At 74.1% G+C, this 6,612-nt stretch carries 5 protein-coding genes; 2 read left to right on the forward strand and 3 right to left on the reverse strand.

The features are described from left to right. Together ACFQLX_RS25470 and ACFQLX_RS25475 are read right to left on the reverse strand one after the other, a co-directional pair. Positions 1–1,257 (reverse strand): sigma-70 family RNA polymerase sigma factor (locus tag ACFQLX_RS25470; protein WP_386418871.1); only part of this gene is annotated, 1,257 nt, incomplete at its 3' end. Between the two features lie 274 nt (positions 1,258–1,531). Continuing rightward, on the reverse strand, positions 1,532–2,332 hold the full coding sequence (locus ACFQLX_RS25475) for a TetR/AcrR family transcriptional regulator (protein ID WP_386418873.1): 801 nt from the start codon (positions 2,330–2,332) through the stop codon (positions 1,532–1,534). A 495-nt stretch (positions 2,333–2,827) separates the two neighbouring features. On the opposite strand from ACFQLX_RS25475, the gene ACFQLX_RS25480 reads away from it, so the two are divergent. Next, positions 2,828–4,522, forward strand: coding sequence for an ATP-binding SpoIIE family protein phosphatase (locus tag ACFQLX_RS25480; protein WP_386418875.1), 1,695 nt, complete (start codon positions 2,828–2,830; stop codon positions 4,520–4,522). A 109-nt stretch (positions 4,523–4,631) separates the two neighbouring features. Here ACFQLX_RS25480 and ACFQLX_RS25485 read toward each other — a convergent pair whose 3' ends face one another. Next, a complete protein-coding gene (locus tag ACFQLX_RS25485) occupies positions 4,632–5,936 on the reverse strand; it encodes an MFS transporter (RefSeq protein ID WP_386418878.1) in 1,305 nt (434 codons plus the stop codon). Positions 5,937–6,043: 107 nt separating this feature from the next. Between ACFQLX_RS25485 and ACFQLX_RS25490 the strand changes: the two genes are divergently transcribed. Continuing rightward, positions 6,044–6,541 carry a MarR family winged helix-turn-helix transcriptional regulator gene (locus ACFQLX_RS25490; RefSeq protein ID WP_386418877.1) on the forward strand — a complete coding sequence of 166 codons (498 nt, stop codon included), beginning with the start codon at positions 6,044–6,046 and terminating at the stop codon, positions 6,539–6,541. The last annotated feature ends 71 nt before the right edge of the window (positions 6,542–6,612 follow it).

A 6,612-nucleotide genomic window follows, 5' to 3' on the forward strand; every position in this document is an offset into this window, starting at 1 on the left:
GCCTGGAGGATCGGGCGCGGGCGGCGGCGCGGGCGGCGGTGCGTCGGGCGCGGGCGGCGGATCGGCCGCCGGGGCGGAGGCGGGCGGCTTGGACTCGGGGGCGGCCGTGGGCTCGGCGTCGTTGCCCATCAGCGCGAACGCCAGCGCCGCGGCGGCCACCGCCGCCGCCACACCGGCGGCGATACCGACCTTCGCGGGCGCGCCCAGGCCCTCGGACGCCGCACCCCCGCCGGCCCCGGCGCTCCCGGCGCCTCCGGCGGCGGCCGCCGCGCCACCCGCGGCGGCGGCACCGGCCGCACCGCCGGCCACCGCGAAACCGGCGGCCTTGAGCGCCGTACCGGCGGCGAACCAGCCGATGACCGCGACCGGCAGCAGGGCACGCAGCCGGGAGTTGACGTCGGCGACCTCCAGCGCGGCCACCCGGCACTTCTCGCAGTCCTCCAGATGCTGCCGCAGCCCGCGCTCGGCCCGCATCCGCAGCCCGCCGCGGGCGTACGCCCCCAGCCGGTCGGCATAGCGCGCGCAGTCGCCGCCGCGCGTCAGCGAGGTGGAGACGTGCGCCTGGAGGTACGCCTGCTTGAGCCCCTCGCGGGCCCGGTGCGCCAGCACGGCCGTGGCGTTGGCCGTGAGCCCCAGCAGCGGGGCCACGTCCTGCGGGGACTCGTCCTCGACGGTGGTGTGCCAGAGCACCGTCTGCCAGCGCTCGGGCAGCGAGCGGAATGCCTGCACGGCCATCGACTGCTCGGCCTCGTGCATCGCCTTGACGTCGGCGCCCAGCTCCAGGGTGTCCTCGTCCACGGCGGGGCGCGAGGACTGGGTGGCGAAGAGCGCGAAGTCGTCGATGAGCTGCTCACGCTTCGAGGTGCGGCCCCAGCCCGCCGCCACCCGCCGCACGCTGGTCAGCAGATACGCCCGCACGGCCGTCTCGGGCCCGGACCCCCCGCGCACGGCCTGCAGCGTACGCGCGAAGACCTCGGCGGTCAGGTCGTCGGCGGTGTCGGCATCCCGGCAGCAGGTACGGGCATAGCGCCGCACGGCCTCCGCGTGCCGGCGGTACAGCTCCTCGTAGGCGCTGTCGTCGCCGGCGCGCATCTGCGCGACGAGGTCGGTGTCCGAGGGCACCCCGCTGGTGACGCCGGTGTCCTTGCGGGCCCGCTGCCGGGGCACCCCCTCCGGAGCACTCACCGGCGCCGGCAGCCCGCCGGCCGGCGCGGCGTCTCCCGCACCGCGACCGTCGTCCTGATCCTCAACCGGCATGCCAGTGGCCCCCGTAGACAGTCATCCAGCCAATCACCGGCTGAGCGTGCCACATGAGCACGCGCCCGCCACCCGAGCGGACCCGTCAACCACTCGTCCGGGGTGTTTTCCCGGAGAGCGGTACTAAGAGTCACCCATTGGGGGTAGCTTCATCAAATTATCGTTCTAACCTCTGTCCCCCGGACGGCCGCAACAGAACGACGACGCGAGAACGCCCGTGCGGACCCGGCCCGCACGGCGCCGGCGCCCCCACGCGACCGCCGCCGCCTCCGCGCTACTCTCCCGCCCGCGAGCGCAGCCCCGCCAGCAGGATGTCCAGCAGCCGGGTGGAGGCCGCCGCCTGCTGGGCGGCGTCGGGCAGCGAGGGCGCCGCGGTGGCTATCACCAGCAGCACGTCCGGCACCGTCACGTCCGCCCGCAGCTCGCCCCCCGCCCGGGCCCGCTCCACCAGCCGTCCGACGACCTCCAGCAGCGGGCCCGCGCCCCCGGTGTCCGCGCCGGCCTCGTAGGACTGCCGCTGCTGCGGCACCCGGGGCTCGGCGGTCTCCTCCTCGGAGGCACCCCCCGAAGCCCCCACCGAAGCGCCGCCCGCAACGCCCGCACCGCCCGCAACACCCTCAGCGCCCACAGGACTTACAGGGCTCACAGGACTCACAGCGCCCACCCGCAGCACCTGCGGCGGCAGCAGCCGCCCCGCACCCGAGGCCACCGAGACGCGCAGGAAGCGCTCCAGCGCCGCCCACGGCCGGTCCTCCTGCGCGAGCGCGGCCCGCGCCTGCTCGGTCAGCCGCGCGGTCTCCTCCTCGGCGATCCGCCGGACGAGGACCTCCTTGCTCGGGAAGCGCCGGTAGACCGTGCCCACACCGACCCGCGCCCGCCGCGCCACGTCCTCCATCGGCGCCCCGTACCCGGACTCGCCGAAGACCTCGCGGGCCGCGCGCAGCACATGCTCCAGATTGCGCTGTGCGTCCACGCGCAGCGTTGACCTGCCATTACCGTCCGTGGCCGCCGCAGAAGAGACCCCGTCCGCGAGAATGGACCCGCCGTGAGCGCCGGTCCGTCCCTGAACACGCATATGCATTCCCCCGGTTATCAAGTCGTCTCCCCCCGGAGACTCCCCACCCCATACTGCCGGGCGCACCCGCGGCATCCGTACCGCGGACACATCCCGACAACTTACGAACATAGTTCAGGCCCGCAGCGGAGAGAAGAGGCACACCCCCTCCCACCCCGCCTCGTCAACATCCCGTCAACAAGCCCGAGCCGCCAGTCTTCCACCTCCTCCACAAAACCGCCCCGGCCTGTGGACAAACGAACGGAACCGGTGCCTCACTGGGAACCGGGCACCCCCACCCCCGCCTCCCCACAGGGGAAACCACCCCCGCCGGACCCGCTCGCACACCCCCGAGCGGAATTCGAACTCGCCACCGATCCGGTGCGCCGCCCAGGACGGGACCCGGTCCGGGCATGTGACCATGGTGGGGCGAACAAGCGAGCAGAGGGCGGGCAGGGGCGTCCAGGGACAGGCCCCGCGCGACCCAGGACCAGATCCAGGACCAGGAAGAGACCTGTGAACTTCACCCGCTGGAGCCCCCGCCTCCCCGGCACAGCGCGCCGCACCCCGGCAGCCGCCCCGGCGGGCGTCCAGGGGAGCGGCGGCCCGGTCCCCGCGGCGCGGGCCGAAGCGGAGACGGAGCCCCCCGGTCCGCCCGGCCCCCTCGCCGCGGCGGGACTCACAGTGGCCGAGACCCTGGGCCGGCTCCCCGCCCCGGTCGCCGTCGTCCACGGACCGCACCACCGGGTCTGCTACGTCAACGAGGCGTACACCCACGTCTTCGGCCCCACCGCGGCCCCCGCCGCGCCCCGCGCACCCTCAGCGTTCACAGGGTCCGCGGCCCCCACCGACCCCCCCGCCGCCGAGGCCCTCCCCGAGCTGGCCGAGCTGGGCGTCCTCCCCCTCCTCGACCAGGCCCTGCGCAGCGCCCGCCCGCGCACCGCGAAGGCCCGCCGCGTCCCCGGCGGCCGCTCCTTCACGTTCACCTGCACCCCCCTCGACGTGGGCGGCACCCCCGGCGTCCTGCTCTACGGCGCCGACGTCACCGACCAGGTCGCCGCCGCCGAGAAGCTCCGCGAGGGCGAGCGCCAGCAGCGCGAGGCCGCCGTCGCCCTCCAGCGCAGCCTCCTCCCGCAGCGCCTGGAGCAGCCCGACGACCTGCGCGTCGCCGCCACCTACCAGCCCGGCGGCACGGACGCCGCGGTCGGCGGCGACTGGTACGACGTGATCACCCTCGGCGCCGGCCGCACCGCCCTGGTCATCGGCGACGTGATGGGCCGGGGCGTGCGCGCGGCAGCCGTCATGGGCCAGCTGCGCACAGCCGTACGCGCCTACGCCCGCCTCGACCTCCCCCCGCAGGAGGTCCTCCAGCTCATCGACGCCATCGCCACCCAGATCGACCCCGAACAGATCGCCACCTGCGTCTACGCCGTCCACGACCCCAACGACGGCACCCTCGCCCACGCCTCCGCCGGCCACGTCCCCCTCCTCATCCGCGACCCGGAGGGGACGGTGCGCCGCATCGACACCGCGACGGGCCCCCCGCTGGGCACCGGCGGCTGGGTCTACGACTCCGGCACGGTCGAGATGCGCCCCGGCTCCACGGCCGTCCTCTACACCGACGGCCTCATCGAGCGCCGCGGCGAGGACATCGAGGACGCCCTCGCAGCCCTGGAGCACGCCTTCGCCGGCGCGAGCGGCGCCCCCGCCGTCGTCTGCGACCGACTGGTCCGCACCCTGGGCGTCACGGCCGAGCACGACGACGACGTCGCCGTCCTGGTCTTCCAGAACCCGCGCCGCGAGGGCCCCGAGGCGGAGCTGTTCCGCGGCGCCGCCCTCGACCTGCTCGGCGGCGTGGAGGCCGCCCCCCGCGCCCGCGCCTTCGCCTCCGGCGTCCTGGTCTCCTGGCGCTTCCCCACCGAACTGCACGACGCGGGCGTCCTGGCCGCCAGCGAACTGGTCGCCAACTCCCTCCAGCACGGCATCCCCCCCATGCGCCTGCGCCTGCGCCGCACCGACCGCCACCTGATCATCGAGGTCACCGACGGCGACGACCGCCTCCCGCGCCACCGCCAGGCCGACCCCGCCGACGAGAACGGCCGCGGCCTGTCGATCGTCGCCTCCCTCGCCTCCACCTGGGGCGCCCGCCTCACCCCGGGCGGCGGCAAGACGGTCTGGTGCCAGTTCACCCTGCCCCGCCCCGCCCCGTAGTGCCCCGCCCCGTACCGCACAGCACGAAGGCCCCGAAGCGCCTCGTAGAAGAAGCACCCCGGGGCCCGCACCCGCACCAGGCAGACCGACTGCACCCGCTTACACCCGCCTACACCCGCGCCTCGGCCGTACGCACCGACGCCGCGGAGTCCACCGGCCCGCCCCCCGCGACCACCCTGCTCGCCGCGAGCGCCGGCAGATCCTGCACCGGAGTGAGCCGCCGCCCCAGCCGCAGCGCCACCGCACTGATCCCCAGCGAGCAGACCACCAGCCCGGAGATGTACACGCCGTACGCCCCCACCCCCGCCAGCAGCCCGCCGACCGCCGGACCGAGCGCCAGCGCCAACTGCTTGACCAGCGCGAACGTCGCGTTGTACTGACCGAGCATGGACGCCGGCGCCAGATCCGCCACCAGCGGCGCCACCGTCGGCGAGAGCATCGCCTCACCCAGCCCGAAGAGCGCGTACGTGGAGATGATCGCCGCGGTCGCCATGGCCGGCCCGCCCGCGACCCAGCCGGAGGCAGCCGCCAGCAGCCACGCCACGGCCCATACGAGCCCGACCGCCGCGATGACCCGGCTGCGCCGCCGCCGCTCCACCAGCCGCAGCACCAGGAACTGCGCCAGCACGATGACGGCCGTGTTGGCCGCCAGCGCCACACCCAGCATCGCCGGCGAGATCCCCGAGACCTCCAGCGCGAACGCCGAGAGCCCCGACTCGAACTGCCCGTAGCAGGCGAAGAACATCACGAAGCCCAGCACGCACAGCAGCACCATCGCCCGGTCGCCGACCATCGTCCGCAGCGACCCCCGCGCACCCTTCGGCACCGCGTCCCCGACCCTGGGCACGTGCGGCAGCCGTACGGAGAAGACGACACCGGCCAGCACCAGGAACATCACCGACTCGATGGCGAAGAGCAGCGTGAAGGAGGCGGGCACGTGCTCGTCCACGAGCAGCCCCCCGACCAGCCCGCCGATACCCAGCCCCAGGTTGTTGAGGAAGAACTGGGTGGCGAAGGCCCGCGAACGGTTCGTCGGCGCGGAGGACCACACGATCATCGTGGCCAGCGCCGGCTGGATGACCGCGATACCCGCGCCCATCACCAGCGCCGAGACGAGCACCAGCTGCGTGGTGGAGGCGAGCCCCAGCGCCATCGACCCGGCGGAGGCGGCCAGCGCACCCGCGATGGCGACGGGCAGCGGCCCGCGCTGATCGATGAACCGCCCCGTGAAGGGCAGCACCAGCAACGCGGCCACGGCGAACCCGGCCAGCGCGATGCCGGCCGTGGTCGATCCCAGCCCCCGCACCTGCGACACGTACAGAAACGTGTAGGGCACGGTGAAGCCGTTGCCGAACGCGCTCAGCGCGTTGCCCGTCTGAATCCGGCGCAGAGCTGCGCCCATCGCGGTAGTCACACTCACCTACTCAGTAGAAGTCTTCGAAGCTAAACTTTGAAGCTAAAGAGTACATGACGAAGGTCTTCGACATCAACGGGTTACGGCCGCCGTGCCATACTCGGCCCATGGCGGAGCCCACCCTCGAAGAACAGATCGCGATCTACCAGCGGGAGTTCAGGGACCTCGACCCCCAGGTCGAGAAGGTGGTCTCCGCGGTGGCCCGCCTGGCCCGCCGGATGAACGTCGCCTACGACCGCCATCTCGCGGACCTCGGCATCGGCACCGCGGAGTTCCAGGTCCTCAAGACCCTGGTGGTCTCAGGCGAGCCCTACCACCTCAGCCCCGGCGAGCTGGCCAAGGACCTCGGCCTCACCCCCGCCGCCATGACCCACCGCATCGACCGCATGGTCCAGGCCGGCCTGGTCACCCGCGAACGGGACGAGTCCAACCGCGTCCGCGTGATCGTCGGCCTCACGGACCCGGGCCGCGAGAAGTGGCTCGCCGCGATGCGGATGGGCGCCGAGTTCGAGGAGAGCCTGCTCGGCGACCTCTCCGGCGACCAGCGCGGAGCCCTGGGCGACATGCTGACGCTGCTGCTCAGGCGGGTGGAAGAGGCACCCTGAGGGGGGTCTCAGCCGGGGGGTTGACACGACTCCGGCCCGTCCGTATAGTTCTTCGAGTTGCCACGGCGCCT

This window comes from Streptomyces polyrhachis (assembly GCF_042663125.1).
GTDB lineage: Bacteria > Actinomycetota > Actinomycetes > Streptomycetales > Streptomycetaceae > Streptomyces > Streptomyces polyrhachii.

What these genes read in the sequence shown, in the direction of transcription:
- ACFQLX_RS25475 (WP_386418873.1), bottom strand. Translation starts at nt 2,332, where the DNA reads ATGCGTGTTCAGGGACGGACCGGCGCTCACGGCGGGTCCATTCTCGCG.
- ACFQLX_RS25490 (WP_386418877.1), top strand. Translation starts at nt 6,044, where the DNA reads ATGGCGGAGCCCACCCTCGAAGAACAGATCGCGATCTACCAGCGGGAG.